We start from the raw sequence: 19,507 nt of genomic DNA on the forward strand, positions 1-19,507 counted from the left end.
CGCTTAAACGCCATGTCAGACCTCCGTGCTCAACACGGTGTCCTATGAATCAGCGATCAACTGATTTGGGAATCCTGAATGTCGATCCGACCTAGACGATTCGGATATTTGTCTTTGACGACCATCGCCATCGATTTCGAGACGGCCAACGAGCAGCGCGGCAGCGCCTGCTCGGTCGGCCTTGCCTGGATCGAGGAGGGACGGGTTACTCGCGTCGAGGAGCGGCTGATCCGGCCGCGCGACATGCGGTTTTCCGGGATGAACATCGCGATCCACGGTATCCGGCCGGAGCATGTCGAGGATGCGCCGGAGTTTCCCGAGGTGATGGACGAGTTCTACGATGATATCAGCGGCGCGACGATGATCGCGCACAACGCGGCCTTCGATTTCAGCGTCTGGCGGGCGAGCCTCGATCTCTACCGGCAATCCTATCCGGAACTCACTTATCTCTGCAGCCTGAAAATGGCGCAGCGGATCTGGCCGCATTTCCTCTCGCATCGGCTGAACCTGATCGCCGAGCATCTTGGTCTGCATTTCATGCACCATAACGCCGCCGAGGATGCCGCGGTCTGCGCGGCAGCGGCGATCGAAATGGCGAAGGCGGTCAAGGCGAAAGCCGTGGAAGCGATCCCGGCGCTGATCGGCATGACGCCCGGGCGCTTGACGGCGAAGGGCTACGCGCCCTGCACCTGCCGGAAGGGCTGAATCTGATCCTGCAGCGGCGCTTTCTTGCAAAGCCTGGGTGCACGCTTATCTAGAATGCGGATCATCCAGGGAGCCGCCATGTCCAAGCTGCGCATGTTTTTTCTCGCCGCATTTTCCTTCGCTGCCATTTCCACGGGCGCCGCCTCGGCCGAAGTCGTCGGCAAGGTCGGGGTCGACTGGATCGGCAATGACATCATGATCGAGGCTGTCTCCGATCCCGAGGTCAAGGGCGTCACCTGCCACGTCACCTATTTCGATCGCAGCCTGATCGATCGGTTCAAGAACGGCAACTGGTTCGAGGATCCGTCCAACAATTCCATCGCCTGCCGCCAGACCGGGCCGATTGAGATCGGCAACATCGACCTCTCCAGGGACGGCAGCGAGGTGTTCCGCCAGGGCATGTCGCTGATCTGGAAGACGCTTGTTGTTAACCGCATCTACGACAAGACCAACGACACGTTGATCTATCTCGCTCATTCGCGGGAACTGACCGATGGTTCGGCGAAGATGGCGATCTCGACCATTCCGCTCTATGGGCAGAACGTGACCTGGAAGAATGGGAGGCCGTAGTAGGGTTGCGGATGTTAGGAAGGGTGTGGGTCGTCTCCCCAAACTCCCCATCCCTGTGCTTGTCACAGGGATCCAGCGCGCCCAAGTCTTTGGGCGCAGGAGACTCTTATGGTGGGTCATTCACCGCGCGGACGCGCGGTGGCTGGATCCCTGTGACAACAAGCACAGAGATGACGGAGGAGAGGGGGCGCGCGGCTCGGTAGATAAGGTGAGCCGCATCTTCCTCAAAAACGAAAGAGGCCCGGACGAGCCGGGCCCTCCGAATTCCATGCTCAGATAAATATCAAGCCGCCTGATTCAGCTCGTCGGCAATGACGGTATCGAGGTTCAGGAAGCAGACCATGGTCTTCTCCAGCGCGACGATGCCGCGGCAGAAGGCGCGCTGGGCTTCCGGGATGATTTCCGGCGGCGGTTGCAGGTCTTCGCTCTTGATGGTCATCATGTCGGAAACCTGCTCGACCAGCAGGCCGACCAGCTTGCCGGCGATGTCGGTGACGATGATCGCCGAGCGCTCGGAAGGCTCGGTCATCTTCATGCCGAGGCGGCAGGCCATGTCGATGACCGGGATCACCGCGCCGCGCAGGTTGATGAGGCCCAACACGTAGGGAGGGGTATGCGGCATCGGCGTTACCGGCGCCCAACCGCGGATTTCGCGGATGGCCATGATGTCGATGCAGAATTCCTGGTCGCCCAGGTGGAACGAAACGATTTCGAGATAGGCGCCCGACTGCTTGATGGCGTTGTTGTTCATGATCAGAATTCTTCCCAGTTGTCCCCGGCGGGAGCGGCGATGGCTTTGGCGGCGGAACCGCCGTTGAATGCGCCCGCGACTTTGCCGATCAGGCTGCGTGCGGGAGAAGGTCTCGAATGCGAGGCGGCGGTTGCCTCTCGCGGCGTTTGCCGGGCGCTCATGCCCTCGCCGGTTTTGAACTGCTTGATCAGTTGCGTCAGATTTTCGGCGTCGATGGCGAGCGTATGGCTTGCGGCATTCGTCTCTTCCACCATGGCCGCGTTCTTCTGCGTGACCTGATCCATCTGGCTGATCGAAGTATTGATTTCGTTCAATCCAACCGATTGTTCGCGCGCAGAGGTTACGATTGATTTAACATGTTCGTCGATGCGCAGAACATCTTCGCCGATCTGGCGAAGCGCTTCACCGGCGGCTGTCACCAGTTCGCCGCCGATCTTCACTTCCTCGCCGGATTTTCCGATCAAGGCCTTGATATCCTTGGCAGCACCCGCAGCACGGCCGGCGAGTTCGCGCACTTCCTGGGCGACGACGGCGAAGCCCTTGCCGGCCTCGCCGGCGCGCGCTGCCTCGACACCGGCGTTGAGCGCCAGGAGGTTCGTCTGGAACGCGATTTCGTCGATGACGTTGATGATCTTGCCGATCTCGCGGGAGGCGCCTTCGATTCGCTCCATCGCGGCCATCGCATCACCGACTACGATATCCGATTTCGCTGTATTCTCGCGGGTGTGGGAGACCATGTGGCCCACTTCCTCGGCGCGGTTGGTGGCGTTACGGACGGTGGCGGTAATCTGGTCGAGGGCGGCGGACGTCTCTTCCAGCGAGGCGGCCTGCTGCTCGGTGCGTTTGGCGAGATCGTCGGCGGCGGCGCGCATCTGGCGGCTGTTCGCCTCGATCGAGCTGCTGTTGATGGCGATGTCGCTCATTGCTTTGCGCAGCGTCACGGTCGTCTGGTTGAAGTCCAGGCGCAAGCGCTCCAGTTCGTCGCGGAACGGCTGGTCGATCGTCACGGTCACATCGCCGCCCGACAGACGGGTGAGGCCGGCGCCGAGAGCGGTGACGGCGGCGTTCAGAGCTTCCGCGTCGGCAAGCTTGGCGGCTTCGCGGGCACGCTGCTCGGCATCGCTGCGTTGCCTGTCGGTCTCAGTCCGGGCTTCAAGGTCGCGCTTTTCGATGGCGGCGAGGCGGAAGCTGTCGGCCGCGCGGGCCATTTCGCCGATCTCGTCGCCGCGGTTCTTTTCCGCAACGTCGCTGGCCAGGTCGCCGCTCATGATGCGCTGCATGCTCTGGCGCACGGCGCCGATGCCACGCCGGATCGAGCCGCCATGGACATATTGCAGGACACCCATGGTGAGGATGGCCAGGACACCGAGGCCGATCTGCAGGATGAGGGCCTCCCGCGATACAGCATTGGCGAGCTCGACATGCTGTTGGGCGAAAATGGTGCCGTCGGCGGCGAGCTTGTCGAGCGTTGCGGTCAGTTCCTCGCCGGCGCCGTCGATCGCGTCGTCGATCTTGTCGAATTCGGCGTCGGGTGCTCCCTGCTGGACCAGCGCGATCAGATCGACCTGTATTGCCTTGCCGATTGCGGCGACATCGGCGTCATAGCTCTTCAACAGGCTGCCGACTTGCATTTCATTCGCCAGAAAGTGCATCTCCTTCGAACCACCCGAAAGAGCAGCCAGCGAATCACCGATCAGTTTGATGCGCTCGGGTTCGACGGCCTTGCTGTCCTTGTCGACGATGATGTCCATCGCGGCCAAGACCATCGTCAGATTCGCAAGCCGCATGTCGCCGATATGGTTGACGCTCGTCTGGATCTCGCCGGCGCGGCGCAACGCCGTGTCGATCCGCATGTTCTCGTACCAGCCGACGCCGAGCATCGTTCCGAAACCGATGAAGGCCGCACCGCCCAGTGTCCAGAGCCGCTGGCTCACCGACAGGCTCTTGCGCACCGATGAATTCGTCATGAAAAGACCCCTCCACAAACCGCTCGGGTTTATGTTTTTCCTACCCTCATGCGGACGTCCGGGGATTTTCGCCACTCGGCAGACTTCATGTCAGAACGGCTCGATCGGGCCGCACGCACTGCTAAATATAAAGATGACGATTTAAGCCTTTCCTAATGATGTTTCTCTTGAACTTATCTGTTCACCTTGATGGTAAGTGTTTCAAATGATGCCGCTTTTTGGTATGCGCTATTGCGGTTCGACGATTTTTCCGCCCTGGACAGCTTCTGCCCCTGAGGCAATTAATCACGGGTCAGAAAACATATTCTTGAATTGCGCGCCTCCGGCCGAAACTATAATCACGCCGGCGGGGGCATGACCGCCTCCGACTGAGGGCCACGCCATGAAGACATTTCGCATCGCCGTCTGGATCGGTGTTCTGATACTTGCCGGAGTTCTCGGCGCGGTTAGTTATTCCATGAAGTCGCGGGACGTGGTGGCGGAAGCTCCCTACGGCGTGCCTTTCACGCTCGTTTCTCAAAGCGGCCAACCGATCACCGAACAGGCGTTGCGCGGCAAGCCGACGGCGCTGTTCTTCGGTTTTACCCATTGCCCCGAAGTTTGCCCGACGACACTGTACGAGCTGAACGGCTGGATGGAGAAGGTAGATCCCGAGGGAACTAAGCTGCAGGGCTATTTCGTGACCGTCGATCCCGAGCGCGACACGCCCGAAATCATGAACCAATATGTTTCCAATTTTTCCAAGCGCATCATCGGCATTTCAGGCCCGCCGGACAAGATCGCCGAGGTCATCAAAGGTTTCCGCATCTACGCCAAGAAGGTACCGGTCGATGAGAAGGACCCGAACGGCGACTATACGATGGATCATTTCGCCTCGGTCTTCCTGCTCGATTCGGCTGGACGCTTTGCCGGAACGATCGCCTATGGCGAAAATCCGGACACGGCGGTAAAGAAGCTGGAGAATCTCGTCAATAAGGGGTGACGGCTTCAGCGTGATAGGGCGTTGGCTCGACCGATGGCGGGCAACGGAAACGGGAAAGACCGCCTATCGTGAGTGAAATCCGCCTTTACGTGTCGACCACCGAAAGCCAGGCCGAAGCGATCCTCGAGCTCCTGACCCAAGTCTTCGGCGAAGAAGACTTCGCCATCGGCACTACCGAAATCGATGAAAAGAAGGATGTCTGGGAAGCCTCGGTCTATATGATGACCGAGGACGAGTCAGATGTGCGCTCTCGCATCGAGGCGGCGCTGAAGGTCGCTTTTCCCGATGCTCAGCTGTTGCGAGAAGTCATCCCGGATGTCGACTGGGTGGCGAAATCGCTCGAAGGATTGAAGCCAGTCAGGGCAGGGCGCTTCCTGGTGCATGGCTCGCATGACCGCGACAAGGTCCTCTCCGGCGACATCGCCATCGAGATCGATGCCGGCCAGGCCTTCGGCACCGGCCATCACGGCACAACGGCCGGTTGCTTGGAGATGATCGATGCCGTGGTGCGTTCGCGCCGGGTTGGCAATGCGCTCGATCTCGGCACCGGCAGCGGCGTTCTGGCGATCGCGGTGCGCAAGCTCAAAAATATACCGGTGCTTGCGACCGATATCGATCCGATCGCGACGCGGGTCGCGGCTGAAAACGTACGACGCAACGGCATCGCGTCGGGCATCGTCACGAAGACCGCACCGGGTTTTCATTCGACGGCCTTCTCGGAGCATGGCCCCTTCGACCTCATCATCGCCAATATTCTCGCCCGGCCGCTGATCCGGATGGCGCCAAAGCTCGCCACGCATCTTGCGCCCGGCGGATCGGTGATCCTTTCAGGCATTCTCGCGTCACAACGGTGGAAGGTGATCGCCGCCTATAGTGGCGCGCGGCTCCGCCATGTCAGGACGATCTGGCGGAACGGCTGGGTGACGATTCATTTCGATCGGCCTTGAGGAGGAAGAGGATCGGGGCGACGGGTGCGACTTACTCCCCTTCTCCCCGGCGGCCCCCGCCGGGAGAAGATGCCCGAAGGGCAGATGAGGGGGTGAGCGGCGAAGCCGCGAATGCGCTGAGCGCAAGCGAAGGCAAGTAAGGGTGTGCCGTGTGGCCCCCTCATCCGACCCTTCGGGCCACCTTCTCCCCGCTGGGGAGAAGAGGGAGCAAACCGCGACCTCCGAGTCCACAAGATAGCATTTAATACTTGTTAAAACAAAAAAGGCGGCGCCAGTGGCACCGCCTTGGACCGGTCTATCCGGCCAATGCCCGCGAGCTCGAAGGAGGAGGAGTGCTCAAGCAGGCTCTACTGCATTCCAATAGGCCGGTCCGGGAGGGAGGAGACGGACAGGCTTTAAGCTAGAACGCGTAGCTGGGGGCGCCCTGGTGGCGCGTGACGCGCTGGCCGGCGCCGAGCAGCTTGAGGCTGTCCTCGTTCTGCGGGCGGCGGGCGCCGATCACGTGACGCACGGTCTGGCGTTCGCCAGCCTGTACCGGGCTGCTGTATGCGAAGCGCGAGAGAGAGGCGGTCATTTCAAAAAATCCTTTGTTTGCTGGTTCATCCGAACCGTTCGATGGCGTCTATATAGCTATTCTGAAATGCGGAGGCAGAGGGTTTTCCTCATGGGAGCCATGCGGGCAATGCATAAAGCATGCCAAATTAACTTTTGGCGTCACAGTTCTGTCAAAATGCCGAGCGTCTGCAGTGACTTCGACTCGTTTCGTCGCTTTTTCTCCCCATCGATTGAAATTTCGCTAACATGACTGCATCCCATTAAGCGGATTCGTTTCAACCATTCGGATTTCCAGCATGTTCCAGTCTTTCGAGGTCACCTCCACGCCGCAGTTCGGCAAGGATCGGGTTTCGGCGTTGCGCGCCGGATTCGATGCGCTCGGCATAGATGCCTTCCTCGTGCCGCGTGCCGACGAATTCAACGGCGAATATGTTCCCGCATGCTCCGAGCGCCTGGCATGGCTGACGGGCTTCACCGGCTCGGCGGGCATTGCGCTGATCCTGCGGACGCAGGCGATCGTCTTCGTCGACGGGCGCTATGTGACGCAGCTGGCCGAACAAGTTGACGGCTCGGTATTCTCGGTTGGCGATCTCCTCAACGAGCCGCCGCATGTCTGGCTTGCCGCAAACGGAAGCAAGGGGCTGAGGCTCGGCATCGATCCCTGGCTGCACGCGGGCGCGGAGGTACGGCGCCTGGAAAAAGCACTGGCGCAGATCGGCGGGACGTTGGTCTTCCTGCCGTACAATCCGCTCGACCGGTTGTGGAGCGATCGGCCGGCCGAGCCGCTCGGCGCCGTCACCATCCAGAATGTCGCCCAGGCCGGCGTGCTGGCGAACGATAAGATTGCGACGATTGCTGCCGATCTTTCGAAGAAAAACCTGGCTGCGGTGCTGATCGCCGATCCCTCGTCGGTTGCCTGGATCTTCAATATCCGCGGTGCCGACGTGCCGCACACGCCGCATCCGCTGGCGCGCGCCATCATCCATACCGACGGACGGGCCGAACTCTTCCTCGACAAGCGCAAGACAGGCATCGAGCCCGAAGCCTATCTCGGGCAGATCTGCACGCAGCTGCCGCCTTCGGCGCTCGAAGAGAGGCTCGCTGCCGTTTCCAGGGATGGCGGCCGCGTGCTGATCGACGCTGATATCGCCTCACATGCGCTGGCGGAGATCGTCCGCCGGGCTGGCGGTGAAGTGGTGGAGGGCGCCGATCCCGCCAAGCTGCCGCGCGCGGTGAAAAACGACGTCGAAATCAACGGCTCGGCCGCTGCACATCTGCAGGACGGGGCGGCGATGGTGGAATTCCTTTATTGGCTGTCGCAGGAGAAACCAGGCAGCGTCAGCGAGATCGCCGCTGCCGAACATCTGGAGGCTGTGCGCGCCCGTGTCGGCCAGAGCATGCAGAACCCGCTGAAGGATATTTCCTTCGATACGATCTCCGGCACTGGCGAACACGCGGCGATCATGCATTATCGTGTCACGACCGAGACCAACCGGATGATCGAGGCGGGTGAACTCTTCCTGATCGATTCCGGTGCGCAATATATCAACGGCACGACCGACATTACCCGCACGGTCGGGATTGGTACGGTGTCAGAGGAGCATCGCCGTTTCTTCACGATGGTGCTCAAGGGAATGATCCAGATCAGCACGGCACGTTTCCCCAGGGGTACACGCGGCTGCGACCTCGATCCGCTGGCGCGGATCGCGCTGTGGCGGGCAGGCGCCGATTTTGCCCATGGCACAGGCCATGGAGTCGGCTCCTATCTCTCTGTGCATGAGGGACCGCAGCGCATCTCCAGGCTTTCGACGCAGGAGCTGCTGCCCGGCATGATCCTCTCGAACGAGCCAGGTTATTACCGGCCGGGCAGCTTCGGCATCCGTATCGAGAACCTGATCTATGTGCGTGGCGCCGAGGAGATCGACGGCGGCGACATGCCGATGCTCGGCTTCGAGACGTTGACCTTTTGCCCGATCGACCGCAGCCTCGTCATTCCCGAGCTTCTGACCCATGATGAGCTGCATTGGTTCAACGACTATCACCGCCGCACATGCGAGGCGCTGATGCCGCTGATCCATGACCACGACGTCAAGGCGTGGCTCGAAAACGCGACGCTGCCGCTCGAATATTAGGCAAGAGGCGGCGGAGCACTGTCTTCGGGCCGCAAGGTCGCGCATCTTTCAGGCGCAAGGCAGGGCTCAGGCGCCGATCGTGTAGCGCCATGCCATCACGACAACCCAGGCGGCAACCAGCATCCATGTATGGGAAATGCGCAGGCCGACGAAGAGCGCAACGATCAGTGCCAGTTTCGATTCCCAGCCGCCGATGAAGAAGGCAGGTGCGACAAGAGTCGTCAGCACGGCGGCCGGCACGGCATTCAGCGCCGCTTCCACGCGCGGCGGAATGCTCTTCATTCGGGTGATGAGGATATAGCCGCCGATGCGGGTGGCGAAGGTGGCGACTGCTGCGGCGAGGATGACGAGCGCCATGTGGAGATCGAATTCCATGGCTCAAACCTCGTGCACTTCGGATTGAAGGGCGTCGGCTTCGAGATCCGGCACCTCGCGCGGCAGCGGCAGCAGGGCAGCCAGCACGATGCCGGCGGCCGCACCCAGGCTGACATGCCAGGGCGAGCCGACATAACGGTAGGCGAGCACTGATGCCACCGCGCTGACGAGCGCCACCGGCAGGAAATTGTCGCGCTTGCGGAAACCGAGGACGATGCCGAGGAAATAGGCCGGCAACAGGATATCGAGGCCGATCGCCTTGGGATCGCCGATGAAGCCGCCGAGCATGCCGCCGGCGACGCTGATCAGCACCCAGGGGATGTAGATGATGATGCCGAAGCCGAGGTACCACGCGAAGGTAAGCGGCTTGCCGGCTTCGCCGCGCTTGACCGCCGCGGCAAATTGCGGATCGACGAGCAGGAAGAAGGTGAAGAATTTCTGCACCGAGGTGAAATGGCCGATGTAGCCCGCTAAGGCCGCGGAATAGAGCACGTGGCGGAAATTCACGGCGAGGATCGACAGCACGATCAGCCAGGCATGGACCTTGTGGCCGAAGAGTTCGATGCCGACCATCTGGCTGGCACCGGCATAGACCGTGGCGCTCATGAAGGCGGCCTCGGAAAGCGACATGCCGTTTTCAACCGCCAGCGCTCCGAACAGCGCGCCGAAGGGCGCCGATGCCAGCGCAACGGCCGAGCCGCCCCGCAAACCTTCAACAAAGTCGGCGCGATTCATGTGGGTGTCCTGTTGGAAATTCAGGTTTTCCTTATGGGCTATGGTCTTCCGCGGCAATTGAATTTCGTTGATTGACCAATCGATTTCGCTGAAGCATCAAAGCCTGACTGCATCCGGCCGAAGGGACTCCCATGAAGAAGATTGAATTTTCGAAGGAGGCGAAGGCGATGATCGTTTCCAGTATTCGCCGCTATTTCGAGACGGAGCTCGACCAGCCGATCGGCGCGCTGCCGGCCGAGTTCCTGCTCGACTTTTTCGCCGAGGAGATCGGTGCCCATTATTACAATCAAGGCCTTCGCGATGCACACGCAGCCCTTCTGCTAAAGATGGAGGACCTGGCGGAGGACATCTATCTCATGGAGCGCGACGAGAAGAACAAGAGCGTTGGGCCGTAAACGGGTAGCGGCGTTTAGCCCTCGCGGTTCATTCGCTCCCGGCGGGCGATTTCGGCTTGCGAAGGTTCCTGCATTCCAAAGGTGCCGGTTTTGACCTCGCCCGCACGCTCGTAGACGCTCATGATGACACCGGTCGTGGATACTGCATTTTCCGTGAGCTTCAGCGCCTGCGGTTTAGCGCCATCGGCGAACAGGCGCTTGCCGGGGCCAAGAATAAGCGGGAAGGTCAGAAGCCGGAGTTCGTCGATCAGGTCGTGCGCCAGCAAGGTCTGCAGCAGGCCACTGCTGCCCTGCGTTAGAAGATCCGGGCCATCCTCCTGCTTCAACCGGGCGATTTCGGCCGCAGCGTCGCCGTGAAGCGCGACGGAATTTTCCCAGGCGAGCGGCTGGGTGGAGGTGGTCGCGACATATTTGGTCGCGGCATTGAAGACCTTTCCAATCGGGTCGTCTTGGCCGACGAAGGGCCAGTGGGCTGCGAAGATCTCGTAGGTCTTGCGGCCAAGCAGCAATGCGAAGGGATTGCTGAAGATCCCGCCCATGAACTGGCCCATCGGCTCGTCCCAGTAATTGACGGTCCAGCCGCCAAGGCTGAAGCCGCCGGTCGGATCCTCCTGCGGCGCGCCCGGCGCCTGCATGACGCCGTCCAGGCTTATGAAGGCTGCGGTCACAAGCTTTCTCATTCTCATCTCCCATGGTTGTTGTGTTCAGAACCAAGGACGGACCAAGCTGGGTTCAGCCGACATGGACGGGGAAATTTTTGTGCCATCGCAGCCGCCGCCGTCGGCGCTCAACGGTGGCACTCGCGACGGCGGAGAAGCGCCGCAAAGCTCAATCGGACCGAACGTTTTTAACACCAAATTATCGGGACACCGGTATCGTCGCGACATTTTCCGTCACCGGGTCGTGTCAATTGGCTGTGATTGTCTCTGATATCGATGAACGCCGATCAACCGTGCTTGGCAAAGTGTCGATCTTTCTGCTGTGGTTTGCGCTAGCGTCTGCGCTTTGCTGGTTCGAAACGGTATGGCGTGACGAGGTTCGCGCCTTGTCGCTCGCTCTTCAGGGCGAAAGTTTCATCGATATGCTTCGCCAGATGCATGGCGAAGGTCATCCTGCTCTCTGGTATATCCTGCTGCGCGCCGCTCATGTCGTGCTCGGCTCACCCGTCGTCCTGAAGATCGTCGCGCTGACGGTCGCGACGGTCTCGGCCTACCTCCTTGTTTTCCGGCTGAAACTGCCCCTTCCCATCATGCTGCTGTCGCTGTTCAGCAGCTTTTCGGTTTTCGACTACGCCGCGATGTCGCGAAATTACGGCATCAGCATGCTGGTGGTCTTCCTTATCGTCCTGAATTGGGAGAAAGGCCTCCGCAATGGGATATTGCTTGGCCTGCTGTTCGCCTTGCTGGCCAATACCAATGTCCATTCGGTGGTCCTCGTCGGCGGTTTCCTCGCCTATTGGTTTTTCGATCTGGTTCTGGCGCCGCCAAGACCCCCTTTGAGCGCATATCGGGCCCTAGTGACAGCCGCTGCCATTGCCGCCGTCGGCATTGTTCTCTGCGTCATGACGGTCTATCCGACCTTCAATGATGCGGGGCAGAACGATCTTGCGGGCAAGAATTTCGCTTTGCTTGTCCTTTCTGCCTTTACCGCGGCCAGTTCCTATTTCATGGCGTTCTACCCCGACCGGATCCTTGAACTGGTCGTGGCTGATCCATTGTTCGCCCGGATATTCGCGTTGCTCATGGCTGTGCTCATCTATGGCAGCCTGTTGGGGCTGGCGAACCGGCGACCGGCGATGTTCGCAGCAGCACTGGTTCTCCTCGGGCTTTCCCTGCTTTTTACGCTCGTTTACCCAGGTAGCTACAGACATCAGGCGCTGTGGCTGGTCTTCATGATCGCAATCACCGCTTTGACCCAGCCGCCTCGGGCCGGCCCCGCCGATGTCGCCGGCACCGAAACTGCCGGCGTCGGCGTGAAGATCGGGCGTCTGTGCTTCATGATATTGCTCGCGCTGCAGGTCGCTTCCGGCATCGAGAGGGTCCATCAATTCCTTTTCACCGACATGCCGCTCAGCCGAGCCCGGGATCTCGGCTCGTTCATTCAATCTCGTCCTGATCTCAAGGATGCGATCATCATGGCGGACCCCGATTATCTCGTGGAAGCCTTGCCCTATTACATCTCCAATCGCACCTATCTTCTAAGGGAGGAACGGTTCGGTGCCATTGTGCACTATACCCGCAAAGCGCGGCTGTCTCTCAGCCTTGCCGACATTCTGCAGACGGCGCGGCAACTGCAGCAGAGCGAGCATGCTCCCGTCGTCGTTCTTCTCTCACAGCGGCTTGACCGGATTGCCGCACCGGTCTCATTGCGCGAAAGTTACAATTGGCTGCTATCCCTGATGCCAGAGGACATTTCGGCATTCCGGAGCGAGACGACCCTCGTCAAGCGCTTCGGCCCCGTTGCCGGCAGCGATGAGACATTCGACGCCTATTTGCTGAAATAGCCGGCGATCGCAAGCTCATTGGCGCAAGGCATCTGCGCTTTTAATCACAGCGATGCCATGCGCCCGCATCTCATCGATGGCGGCGGCAACACCTTCGGGGGTAATGCCGCGACTGGCATCCTCGATGAAGCGCACGCGCACACCAGGCATCATCTCGAGCGCGTCGAGCGCCGAGAACTTGACACAGTAATCGGTCGCCAGCCCGCAGACGTCGAGATCGGTGACACCCTGTTCCTGGAGAAAATTGGAAAGACCGGTCGAAGCATCCCGGTCATTGTCGCGGAACGCCGAATAGCTGTCGATTCTGGGATCCTCGCCCTTCTGCTGGATCAGGTCGATCTCTTCGGACTTCAGTTCCGGATGCAGTTCGGCGTCGGGCGTACCCTGGATACAGTGGTCGGGCCACATCATCTGTGGCTTGCCGGCCAATTCGCCCATCTCAAAGGGGGTGGCACCCGGATGGGCGGAGGCGAAGCTGCCGTGGCCGGGCGGATGCCAGTCCTGCGAGGCGACGATCAGATCGTATCTGCCGCTGTCGATCAGCCGGTTTGCGACGGGAACCACCTTGTCGCCGTCCGGCACCGGCAGATTGCCGCCCGGACAAAAGCCGTTCTGGATATCGACGAGCAGCAGCGCTTTCATCAAGGCCAATCCCTTCGCGTTATTGCAATGCAAATGCCAAATGCACCGAACACACCACTAGTGGATTTCCCAGCGCGGGTGCGCAAGTGTTAATTCTAGTACCTCCGGTAGTGGCTGGTCGAAAAAGCATACGCTAATGCAACCATGGATATTTGATCGCAGTGACTCTCCTCTCGAAACGGCGGGAAGGCGAAGGTTTTACACTGCGGGATCTCCCCGGCAGAGCCTCATTTTTCCCGTGTCAGCCTTCATCGGTTTGCCGGCTGAGGCGCTGCAGCGCCTTCTTCGACGGCAACGTCCGCTCAACCTTGCCCGCCGCCGCGATTTCTGCCTTTCTTGGCTCATCAGCAAATCGAGATTGAAGCCATGTCCGAGCCTCAAGCAGATGAAAAGATCGATGCGACATTCCGCAATGGCTCGCTGACGGCGACCGGGATCATTCTTGGTTTCTCCCTCAATTTCATCAGTCTCTGGGTCTCCAATCCCAATGACTGGAGCCGCATCGATCTGCTGCCGATGTCGTTCCTGACTGTCGGTATCGCCGTTCAGGTGAAGGTGTTTGCCGATCTGCTCGCGCGCGACTCCCTGCTCGCCGCAAAATACGACCGGGCTCGGCGACTGTTCCTGATCGGGCTGTCGATCGTCGCCGCCGGAATGGGGATCGCCCTGCTGAACGATGTTCTCGGGCTCAGCAGTATGCGGATGTTCGGGTAAGGGTTCCCACGCGGTATAACCGCAAAATCACACGCGCTCGACGAACCCGTCCAGCACCCGCTTCTGGCCGGCGCGATCGAAATCGATCGTCAGCTTGTTGCCTTCGATGCCGGTGATGTTGCCGTTGCCGAACTTCAAGTGGAATACGCGGTCGCCGAGAGTGAAGCGCGATGGTTCCGACGATGTCGATTTCGCCACCAGTTCGCCGTCTATCATGCGCCCCTTCGGGCCGCTTTCGCCGTAACCGATGCGTTCGACGGCGTGGCCGGAGCGGGTGCCCCAATTGTCGCGGGTAGCATCGGTCTTGTTGGCTTGGGCGCGCTTCCAGCCGGGAGTCGAATAGGAATTGGCGAAGGGTTCGGCCTTGTCGAAGCGGGACTGGCCGTAGCCGCCGCGGCCGTAACCGCCGTAGCTCTGTTCCATCTCGGCGACCTCGACATGGGTCTCCGGCAGTTCGTCCAGGAAACGCGAGGGCAGGGTCGATTGCCAGAGACCGTGGATGCGGCGGTTGGAGACGAACCAGATGTGGCAGCGGCGTTTGGCGCGGGTGATGCCGACATAGGCGAGGCGGCGTTCCTCCTCCAGGCCGGCGCGGCCGCTTTCATCGAGCGAGCGCTGATGCGGAAAAAGGCCCTCCTCCCAGCCGGGCAGGAAAACGGTGTCGAATTCCAGGCCCTTGGCCGAATGCAGCGTCATGATCGAGACTGCGTCGAGGTTCTCGTTGGTCTCGGCATCCATGACGAGGGAAACGTGCTCGAGGAAGCCGCGCATCGACTCGAAGCTTTCCATCGAGCGGATGAGTTCCTTCAAGTTTTCCAAGCGGCCCGGAGCTTCGGCGCTCCTGTCGTTCTTCCACATGTCGGTATAGCCGGACTCTTCGAGAATCTGCTCGGCAAGTTCGGTATGTGGCGTGTTTTCAAGCAGTTCCTGCCACCGGCGGAAAGATTGAATCACGTCGAAGAGGGCTTTTCGCGCCTTCGGCTTCAGTTCGTCCGTCTCGATGATGTCGGCGGCGGCCGCCAGCATCGGGATGTCGCGGGCGCGCGCATAATCGTGCAGCGCGCGCACCGTCGTGTCGCCGAGGCCGCGCTTCGGCGTGTTGATGATACGTTCGAAGGCGAGGTCGTCGGCCGGCTGCGCCACCAGGCGGAAATAGGCCAGGGCATCGCGGATTTCGAGGCGCTCATAGAAGCGCGGGCCGCCGATGACGCGGTAATTGAGGCCGAGGGTGACGAAGCGGTCTTCGAATTCGCGCATTTGGAAGGAGGCACGCACGAGGATCGCCATGTCGTTCAGCAGATGTTTGTTGCGCTGGAGTTGCTCGATCTCCTCGCCGATGGCACGGGCTTCCTCTTCCGAATCCCAGGAGGCGTGGACCTGGACCTTGACGTCGTCGGGATCGGCGCGGTCGGTGAACAACGTCTTGCCCAGGCGGCCTTCATTGTGGGCGATCAGGTGGGCGGCCGCGCCGAGGATATGTTCGGTCGAACGGTAGTTGCGCTCCAGCTTGATGACTTTGGCGCCGGGGAAATCCTTCTCGAAGCGAAGAATATTGTCGACCTCCGCGCCGCGCCACCCATAGATCGACTGGTCGTCGTCACCGACGCAGCAGACATTCTGCGGCTCGCCCTTGGCGCGCTGGGCAAGAAGCCTCAGCCACATATATTGGGCGGTGTTGGTATCCTGATATTCGTCGACGAGGATATAGCGGAAGCGGCCGTGATATTCCTTCAGGAGATCCGGATTCTTGCGGAAGATCGCGATCGGATGCATCAGCAGGTCGCCGAAATCGCAAGCGTTCAGCGTCGTCAGGCGCGCCTGATAGGCGAAATAGAGATCGCGCCCACGGCCGTTGGCGAAGGCGCGGGCATCGCCCTCGGGGATATCGGCGGGGCCGAGGCCCTTGTTCTTCCAGGTGTCGATCATGCCGGCGAATTGCTTGGCCGGCCAGCGCTTGTCGTCGAGGCCTTCGGCCTGGATCAGCTGCTTGATCAGGCGCACGACATCGTCGGTGTCGAGAATGGTGAAACCGGAGCTCAGGCCGACGAGTTCGCCATGGCGGCGCAGGAGCTTGACGCCGATCGAGTGGAAGGTGCCGAGCCAGGGCATGCCTTCGACGGCGCCGCCGACGAGCAGGGCGATGCGCTCCTTCATCTCGCGCGCGGCCTTGTTGGTAAAGGTGACGGCCAGGATCTGCGAAGGGAAGGCGCGGCCGGTATTGAGGATATGGGCGATGCGGGTCGTCAGCACGCGCGTCTTTCCGGTGCCGGCGCCGGCGAGCACGAGGACGGGGCCTTCCAGCGTTTCGACGGCTTCGGTCTGTTCCGGGTTCAATCCGGCGAGATAATCCGGCCGCTTGCCGCCGTCACGCGCCGCCATGGCGCGGGCGGCGATGCCGCCGCCGGCGGCCGGCCTTCCGGCAGTTGCGACAGACGGCTGCGGCTTACGCGCCACTTCGCCCGGCTCCTCGTCGAAGAAGGGAATATCGTCGAAACTATTGCTCATGGCGCGTAATGTAGTGATTCGGGAAGGAAAGGCCAGAAAAGATGTTCTGCTTTCATTCCCGAACCGCCGCTATTGCGGGGGTGTGGGCGGCGAAAAAAATCCGATCGCAGCCTGTCGGAACCGGCGTCGACCAGACGTCCTCGAAGCATCGGACAGAAGTCCGGGATACTCGCCAACAAGGAGGCTGTCCATGCCCAAGGTCATTTCAAATCTCTGGTTCGCGGAGCAGGCACGCGAAGCCGTCGAATTCTACGTGTCGATCATTCCGGATTCCAGGATCGGCCGCACCACCATACTTCCGGCGGAAACGCCGAGCGGCCCTCCCGGCAGCGTCGAACTGATCGAGTTCACGCTTGGCGACCAAGCCTTCCTGGCGATGAAGGCCGGTCCGCTCGACAGCTTCAACCATTCCTTTTCGATCGCGATCCTTCTGGAAAGCCAGGCGGAGATCGATCGGATATGGGATGCCTTCCTCGCCAATGGCGGCACGCCGGAGGCCTGCGGCTGGCTGAAGGACCGCTGGGGTCTTTCCTGGCAGATCGTCCCGCGCGCTCTCTCCGAGATGATCGCCGACGAAGATCGCGAGCGGGCAAGGCGCGTCACCGAAGTCATGCTCGGCATGGTCAAGATCGATGTGGTTGCGCTGGAGAAGGCGTTCAACGGCTAAAAGTGCCGGGAAGCGATGATTCGGAATATACCGGGCGGGTGGTGACATTCGTCCGGTTCCATGCTGCGGGAGCGCGCTGGCTGCCCCGCTGTCAGAGCGGCTTGCTCTCACCGTCGGCCGATCGCCGATTTCCCACGGCTCGAATCACGGGCGCCATTGCACACCTTTTTGACATTCATGTCACGTCGCTAAATGTGCTGATATCGCGATGACCCTTTTCTCAACTACAATGGGAAACAGTTTCGCGGAGTAAAAAAATTACCGGTGCATGCACAATTTTGTGCATTGCTACAAACGGCCGGTGAGCGTCGAATATACCTACGAAACTATTGATTCTTAGGAACGCCGTGGCCATCTCGATGGTTATACGGCTTAGAGCCTGCGGCATAACCTTAATGGAGGTCCCATGCTGAGTGAATCCGTATTCGATGCGTTCACACGCAGTTATGAAGCGCGCCGCGAAAGCGACATGTCGGTTTCTGAATATCTCGATCTCTGCAAAACCGAGCCGATCGCCTATGCCAACGCGACCGAGCGTCTGCTCGCTGCAATAGGCGAACCGCAGATGGTGGATACCGCCAAGGACGCGCGCCTCGGCAGAATCTTCATGAACAGGACCATCCGGGTTTATCCCGCCTTTGCGGGCTTTCACGGCATGGAAGAGACAATCGAACGCATCGTCTCCTTCTTTCGGCATGCGGCGCAGGGGCTCGAGGAGCGCAAGCAGATTCTTTATCTGCTCGGTCCGGTCGGCGGCGGCAAGTCGTCGCTGGCGGAGCGGCTGAAGCAGTTGATGGAGGTTCATCCGATCTACGTGCTGAAGGCCGGTGACGAGATCAGCCCCGTGTTCGAAAGCCCGCTCAACCTCTTCGACCCGGAGACGATGGGTTCGCTCCTGCAGGAGCAGTATGGGATCCCGCTGCGGCGTCTGAACGGATTGATGAGCCCGTGGTGCCTGAAGCGGCTCGACGACTTCGGAGGCGACATTTCCCGATTCCGCGTCGTCAGGATACAACCCTCGCGATTGCGCCAGATCGCAATTGCCAAGACCGAGCCTGGAGATGAGAACAACCAGGACATCTCCTCGTTGGTCGGCAAGGTGGATATCCGCAAGCTGGAAACCTATTCTCAGAACGATCCGGACGCCTACAGCTATTCGGGCGGACTGAACCGCGCCAATCAGGGCGTGCTCGAATTCGTCGAGATGTTCAAGGCGCCGATCAAGATGCTGCATCCGCTGCTGACGGCAACGCAGGAGGGCAATTATATCGGCTCCGAGAATATCGGCGCCATACCTTTCTCCGGCATCGTCCTTGCGCATTCGAACGAGGCGGAGTGGCAGACCTTCAAGGCCAACAAGAACAATGAGGCCTTCATCGACCGCATCTGCGTGATCAAGGTGCCCTATTGCCTGAGGGTGACAGAGGAACAGAAGATCTACGAAAAGCTGATCGAGGGATCGGAACTGGTGGATGCACCATGCGCCCCGGCAACGCTCGAAATGCTGGCGCGTTTCTCCGTCCTCTCGCGCCTGCGCAAACACGAGAATTCGACCTTCTTCTCGAAGATGCGCACCTATGACGGGGAGAGCCTGAAGGAAAGCGATCCGCGCGCCCGCAGTGTCCAGGAATACCGGGATGCTGCCGGCATCGACGAAGGCATGGACGGGATATCGACCCGCTTCGCCTTCAAAGTGCTCGCCTCCACCTTCAATCACGACACCACGGATATCGGCGCCGATCCCGTCCATCTGATGTATGTGCTGGAACAGGCGATCCGTCGCGAGCAGTTTTCCGACGACGTCGAGAAGCGCTATCTGGAATTCATCAAGGCCGATCTTGCGCCACGCTACGCAGAGTTCATTGGCAACGAGATTCAGAAGGCCTATCTTGAATCCTATTCGGACTACGGACAGAATCTGTTCGACCGTTATGTAGATTATGCCGACGCCTGGATCGAAGATGTGGACTTCAAGGATCCCGATACTGGTCAGCTTCTCGACCGCGAGCTCCTCAATCAGGAGCTGACGAAGATCGAAAAGCCGGCGGGAATCGCCAATCCGAAGGATTTCCGCAACGAAATCGTCAAGTTCTCGCTGAGATCGCGGGCAGCCAATGGCGGAAAAAATCCGTCATGGACGAGCTACGAGAAAATCCGGGAAGTCATCGAGAAGCGTATGTTCTCGCAGGTCGAAGATCTCTTGCCGGTTATTTCCTTCGGGTCGAAGAAGGATTCGGAAACAGAAAAGAAGCATAGCGAATTCGTCTCGCGCATGGCCGCGCGAGGTTACACGGAACGGCAGGTTCGGCGCCTCGTCGAATGGTACATGCGCGTCAAACAGGCAAGTTAATGCGGAGCCATT

Annotated in this window: 18 protein-coding genes; 10 read left to right on the top strand and 8 right to left on the bottom strand. The window is 60.2% G+C overall.

Annotated elements, in window-relative coordinates:
- Window positions 1-114 precede the first annotated feature (114 nt).
- Together GGD53_RS30605 and GGD53_RS30610 are read left to right on the top strand one after the other, a co-directional pair.
- Complete coding sequence (locus GGD53_RS30605; protein ID WP_184460454.1) at window positions 115-705, top strand: 3'-5' exonuclease; 591 nt, start codon at window positions 115-117, stop codon at window positions 703-705.
- A gap of 78 nt (window positions 706-783) precedes the next feature.
- Entirely contained in the window at window positions 784-1,275 is a 492-nt protein-coding gene (locus GGD53_RS30610; RefSeq protein WP_184460455.1) for a CreA family protein, read from the top strand.
- Between the two features lie 283 nt (window positions 1,276-1,558).
- On the opposite strand, the gene GGD53_RS30615 is transcribed toward GGD53_RS30610, so the two are convergent.
- Together GGD53_RS30615 and GGD53_RS30620 are read right to left on the bottom strand one after the other, a co-directional pair.
- Complete coding sequence (locus GGD53_RS30615; protein ID WP_004668786.1) at window positions 1,559-2,026, bottom strand: chemotaxis protein CheW; 468 nt, start codon at window positions 2,024-2,026, stop codon at window positions 1,559-1,561.
- Between the two features lie 2 nt (window positions 2,027-2,028).
- Window positions 2,029-3,993, bottom strand: a complete 1,965-nt coding sequence (locus GGD53_RS30620; RefSeq protein ID WP_184460456.1) for a methyl-accepting chemotaxis protein — start codon at window positions 3,991-3,993, stop codon at window positions 2,029-2,031.
- 382 nt (window positions 3,994-4,375) lie between these two features.
- Here GGD53_RS30620 and GGD53_RS30625 point away from each other — a divergent pair, with 382 nt between their 5' ends.
- Both GGD53_RS30625 and GGD53_RS30630 read left to right on the top strand, forming a co-directional pair.
- The gene (locus tag GGD53_RS30625; protein ID WP_184460457.1) at window positions 4,376-4,975 is read left to right on the top strand and encodes an SCO family protein; all 600 of its coding nucleotides are present in this window, start codon (window positions 4,376-4,378) and stop codon (window positions 4,973-4,975) included.
- Window positions 4,976-5,043: 68 nt separating this feature from the next.
- A complete protein-coding gene (locus GGD53_RS30630) occupies window positions 5,044-5,922 on the top strand; it encodes a 50S ribosomal protein L11 methyltransferase (protein WP_184460458.1) in 879 nt (292 codons plus the stop codon).
- Window positions 5,923-6,322: 400 nt separating this feature from the next.
- Here GGD53_RS30630 and GGD53_RS30635 read toward each other — a convergent pair whose 3' ends face one another.
- Window positions 6,323-6,496: a hypothetical protein gene (locus GGD53_RS30635; protein ID WP_004668779.1), complete on the bottom strand. Its 174-nt coding sequence runs from the start codon at window positions 6,494-6,496 to the stop codon at window positions 6,323-6,325.
- Between the two features lie 277 nt (window positions 6,497-6,773).
- Here GGD53_RS30635 and GGD53_RS30640 point away from each other — a divergent pair, with 277 nt between their 5' ends.
- Window positions 6,774-8,609, top strand: coding sequence for an aminopeptidase P family protein (locus GGD53_RS30640; RefSeq protein ID WP_184460459.1), 1,836 nt, complete (start codon window positions 6,774-6,776; stop codon window positions 8,607-8,609).
- 66 nt (window positions 8,610-8,675) lie between these two features.
- Here GGD53_RS30640 and GGD53_RS30645 read toward each other — a convergent pair whose 3' ends face one another.
- Together GGD53_RS30645 and GGD53_RS30650 are read right to left on the bottom strand one after the other, a co-directional pair.
- The gene (locus tag GGD53_RS30645; RefSeq protein WP_064803774.1) at window positions 8,676-8,984 is read right to left on the bottom strand and encodes an AzlD family protein; all 309 of its coding nucleotides are present in this window, start codon (window positions 8,982-8,984) and stop codon (window positions 8,676-8,678) included.
- 3 nt (window positions 8,985-8,987) lie between these two features.
- Window positions 8,988-9,719, bottom strand: a complete 732-nt coding sequence (locus tag GGD53_RS30650; RefSeq protein WP_184460460.1) for an AzlC family ABC transporter permease — start codon at window positions 9,717-9,719, stop codon at window positions 8,988-8,990.
- Window positions 9,720-9,850: 131 nt separating this feature from the next.
- Between GGD53_RS30650 and GGD53_RS30655 the strand changes: the two genes are divergently transcribed.
- The gene (locus GGD53_RS30655; protein ID WP_184460461.1) at window positions 9,851-10,114 is read left to right on the top strand and encodes a DUF2164 domain-containing protein; all 264 of its coding nucleotides are present in this window, start codon (window positions 9,851-9,853) and stop codon (window positions 10,112-10,114) included.
- A 14-nt stretch (window positions 10,115-10,128) separates the two neighbouring features.
- Here the strand turns inward: GGD53_RS30655 and GGD53_RS30660 are convergent, their stop codons facing one another.
- Window positions 10,129-10,794 (bottom strand): dihydrofolate reductase family protein, encoded by a 666-nt coding sequence (locus GGD53_RS30660; RefSeq protein WP_184460462.1) that lies wholly within the window; start codon window positions 10,792-10,794, stop codon window positions 10,129-10,131.
- A gap of 230 nt (window positions 10,795-11,024) precedes the next feature.
- Here GGD53_RS30660 and GGD53_RS30665 point away from each other — a divergent pair, with 230 nt between their 5' ends.
- A complete protein-coding gene (locus tag GGD53_RS30665) occupies window positions 11,025-12,617 on the top strand; it encodes a hypothetical protein (protein ID WP_184460463.1) in 1,593 nt (530 codons plus the stop codon).
- 15 nt (window positions 12,618-12,632) lie between these two features.
- Here GGD53_RS30665 and pncA read toward each other — a convergent pair whose 3' ends face one another.
- Window positions 12,633-13,259: a bifunctional nicotinamidase/pyrazinamidase gene (gene pncA, locus GGD53_RS30670; protein WP_184460464.1), complete on the bottom strand. Its 627-nt coding sequence runs from the start codon at window positions 13,257-13,259 to the stop codon at window positions 12,633-12,635.
- Between the two features lie 366 nt (window positions 13,260-13,625).
- On the opposite strand from pncA, the gene GGD53_RS30675 reads away from it, so the two are divergent.
- Window positions 13,626-13,973 carry a hypothetical protein gene (locus tag GGD53_RS30675; RefSeq protein WP_184460465.1) on the top strand — a complete coding sequence of 116 codons (348 nt, stop codon included), beginning with the start codon at window positions 13,626-13,628 and terminating at the stop codon, window positions 13,971-13,973.
- A gap of 27 nt (window positions 13,974-14,000) precedes the next feature.
- On the opposite strand, the gene GGD53_RS30680 is transcribed toward GGD53_RS30675, so the two are convergent.
- Window positions 14,001-16,478, bottom strand: coding sequence for an ATP-dependent helicase (locus GGD53_RS30680; protein WP_184460466.1), 2,478 nt, complete (start codon window positions 16,476-16,478; stop codon window positions 14,001-14,003).
- A 190-nt stretch (window positions 16,479-16,668) separates the two neighbouring features.
- Between GGD53_RS30680 and GGD53_RS30685 the strand changes: the two genes are divergently transcribed.
- Together GGD53_RS30685 and GGD53_RS30690 are read left to right on the top strand one after the other, a co-directional pair.
- The gene (locus GGD53_RS30685; RefSeq protein WP_184460467.1) at window positions 16,669-17,145 is read left to right on the top strand and encodes a VOC family protein; all 477 of its coding nucleotides are present in this window, start codon (window positions 16,669-16,671) and stop codon (window positions 17,143-17,145) included.
- A gap of 406 nt (window positions 17,146-17,551) precedes the next feature.
- Window positions 17,552-19,495, top strand: a complete 1,944-nt coding sequence (locus GGD53_RS30690) for a PrkA family serine protein kinase (protein ID WP_064803761.1) — start codon at window positions 17,552-17,554, stop codon at window positions 19,493-19,495.
- Window positions 19,496-19,507: the final 12 nt, after the last annotated feature.

Origin of the sequence: Rhizobium aethiopicum, from assembly GCF_014197535.1 — a bacterium.
Lineage (GTDB): Bacteria > Pseudomonadota > Alphaproteobacteria > Rhizobiales > Rhizobiaceae > Rhizobium > Rhizobium aethiopicum_A.

Bases quoted from the DNA above. Each gene is read 5' to 3' on its own strand.
- GGD53_RS30635 (WP_004668779.1), bottom strand. From the start codon at position 6,496: ATGACCGCCTCTCTCTCGCGCTTCGCATACAGCAGCCCGGTACAGGCT.
- GGD53_RS30615 (WP_004668786.1), bottom strand. From the start codon at position 2,026: ATGAACAACAACGCCATCAAGCAGTCGGGCGCCTATCTCGAAATCGTT.
- GGD53_RS30680 (WP_184460466.1), bottom strand. From the start codon at position 16,478: ATGAGCAATAGTTTCGACGATATTCCCTTCTTCGACGAGGAGCCGGGC.
- GGD53_RS30685 (WP_184460467.1), top strand. From the start codon at position 16,669: ATGCCCAAGGTCATTTCAAATCTCTGGTTCGCGGAGCAGGCACGCGAA.
- GGD53_RS30690 (WP_064803761.1), top strand. From the start codon at position 17,552: ATGCTGAGTGAATCCGTATTCGATGCGTTCACACGCAGTTATGAAGCG.
- GGD53_RS30675 (WP_184460465.1), top strand. From the start codon at position 13,626: ATGTCCGAGCCTCAAGCAGATGAAAAGATCGATGCGACATTCCGCAAT.
- GGD53_RS30625 (WP_184460457.1), top strand. From the start codon at position 4,376: ATGAAGACATTTCGCATCGCCGTCTGGATCGGTGTTCTGATACTTGCC.
- GGD53_RS30610 (WP_184460455.1), top strand. From the start codon at position 784: ATGTCCAAGCTGCGCATGTTTTTTCTCGCCGCATTTTCCTTCGCTGCC.
- GGD53_RS30620 (WP_184460456.1), bottom strand. From the start codon at position 3,993: ATGACGAATTCATCGGTGCGCAAGAGCCTGTCGGTGAGCCAGCGGCTC.
- GGD53_RS30655 (WP_184460461.1), top strand. From the start codon at position 9,851: ATGAAGAAGATTGAATTTTCGAAGGAGGCGAAGGCGATGATCGTTTCC.
- GGD53_RS30660 (WP_184460462.1), bottom strand. From the start codon at position 10,794: ATGAGAAAGCTTGTGACCGCAGCCTTCATAAGCCTGGACGGCGTCATG.
- GGD53_RS30650 (WP_184460460.1), bottom strand. From the start codon at position 9,719: ATGAATCGCGCCGACTTTGTTGAAGGTTTGCGGGGCGGCTCGGCCGTT.
- pncA (WP_184460464.1), bottom strand. From the start codon at position 13,259: ATGAAAGCGCTGCTGCTCGTCGATATCCAGAACGGCTTTTGTCCGGGC.
- GGD53_RS30640 (WP_184460459.1), top strand. From the start codon at position 6,774: ATGTTCCAGTCTTTCGAGGTCACCTCCACGCCGCAGTTCGGCAAGGAT.
- GGD53_RS30645 (WP_064803774.1), bottom strand. From the start codon at position 8,984: ATGGAATTCGATCTCCACATGGCGCTCGTCATCCTCGCCGCAGCAGTC.